The organism is Rhizobacter sp. P3_C12 (assembly GCF_056402735.1).
The window spans coordinates 1-1,557 of sequence record NZ_JBFUGW010000558.1 but is presented as its reverse complement, the minus strand read 5'-3'; the positions used below and the strand labels follow the sequence as shown (position 1 = coordinate 1,557).

The 1,557-nt window shown below is 65.7% G+C and carries 2 protein-coding genes and 1 pseudogene; 2 read left to right on the top strand and 1 reads right to left on the bottom strand.

Translation table 11 applies throughout. The features are described from left to right. Positions 1–524: sensor histidine kinase (locus tag AC1DXV_RS34460; protein WP_477938027.1), on the bottom strand; the 524-nt coding region annotated here is incomplete at its 3' end. A 472-nt stretch (positions 525–996) separates the two neighbouring features. Between AC1DXV_RS34460 and AC1DXV_RS34455 the strand changes: the two genes are divergently transcribed. Together AC1DXV_RS34455 and AC1DXV_RS34450 are read left to right on the top strand one after the other, a co-directional pair. Continuing rightward, positions 997–1,209 (top strand): hypothetical protein, encoded by a 213-nt coding sequence (locus AC1DXV_RS34455; protein ID WP_477938026.1) that lies wholly within the window; start codon positions 997–999, stop codon positions 1,207–1,209. 134 nt (positions 1,210–1,343) lie between these two features. Beyond that, a pseudogene (locus AC1DXV_RS34450) lies at positions 1,344–1,557 on the top strand (Crp/Fnr family transcriptional regulator); the annotation flags it as partial.

Genomic DNA, 1,557 nt, shown 5'->3' with positions numbered 1-1,557 from the left:
CCGTTGTCCTTGACGGTGARCACCATGGCATCCGGCGTGCGTTGCACGACGAGGGCGATCTCGCCGCCGGCCGGCGTGTACTTGGACGCGTTGCCCAGGAGGTTGCTCAAGATCTGGGTCAGGCGAACCGCGTCGCCGCGTATGCTGCCCGGCGGGGACGGCAATTCGAGCTGCAGCGTCTGCGTGTGCCGGGCCATCGAATGGCGGCAGGTGACGAGCGAATCCTCGACCACGTCGGCGATGTCGACATCGCCGAACTCCAGACGCAGTTTGCCGGCATTCACCCGCGACACCTCGAGCAGATCGCCAATCACGCGCGACATGCGGCCAGTCTGCCGCTCGATGATCTCCAGCAGGCGTGCCATCTTGTCGGCGGCAACGCGCGGCAACAGCGTGGCAGTGGTGCACAAGGTCATCAGCGGGTTGCGCAATTCGTGGGCCACGACGGCCATCAGCTGCGTCTGGCGGTTCAGCGCCAGTTCTGCCTGGCGTTGCCCGCGTTGCGCTAGCAGCGTGGCCTGCAACAGCTGCTCGTTGACCTTGCGCAGTCGCGCGAGAGTCGCACGGGCGCGCCTGCCAGTGGCGGGCGCTGCAGCGTCCGCTTGCTGTCCGAACAKGGGAGCGCGCGGTGCAGTGCGTCTCCGTGTGGCTGCCGTGCTGTAGTGGGGTGCGGAGAGGGTCTTCTTGGGCGGCGGTCCGGCGAGGGCGTCGAACGGGTGAAGCGTGACAGACATTGCGGCGTCCTTCCGAAAGGGAGCGCGGTGGGGCAGGCGGGAAGTCCCAGCCTCCGGGGGCAGCGAATCGCAACACCCGAGTGCGCAGGCTTCCTTTTGGGTATGGGGAGCGCTCCGTCGGCGAGTCTGCCGGGTCCGCCTTGGTCCGGTCTGTGCGCTGGCGAACGCAGGACCGTGGCATTGCTAGCGAACGTTGCTTACCGCACAGACGCTCCAGCGATGTACGACTAGCGTCCTTGCTGCACCCTAGGAAAGGCAAACCATGACCAGGACGCACCGCTTGAAGTCCGACAGGCCCGAGGCACCGGTGGTCGCGGCACCGCCTGCGGAGGYCGACCTGCCGCTGATGGCCACGCTGGGGATCCGTTTTGAGGAAGGTGCCTATCGCTTCGCCTGCATCCCGTATGACAACCTGCATGATGCGGCCAACTTCGCGCGTTTRGCCGGTGCGGGACGCGACGAGAACCAGCGATAGACCATCCCCTTTTTTGGCGATATGTTCGATAGCGAACATACCGCGACTCCGTCAGCGCCTATAGTCGCCACCATCGGCGGTATGGCGCGGTACGCGTTCCACGCCGGCTCCGACCTTGTGCGGAGCTTCGTGACATGGCCCTTTCCCGCGACCCGAAGCAGAATCATCTGCTGGCGGCCCTGCCTGACGCAGAGTGGCAGCGCTGGCTACCCCAGCTCGAATGGGTCGAGTTGTCGCTCGGCCAGGTGCTCTACGAACCCGGGCGTGCGCTCAGCCACGTTTACTTCCCCACCTCGGCCATCGTCTCGCTGCTGTACGTGATGGAGAACGGCTCGTCTGCCGAGATCG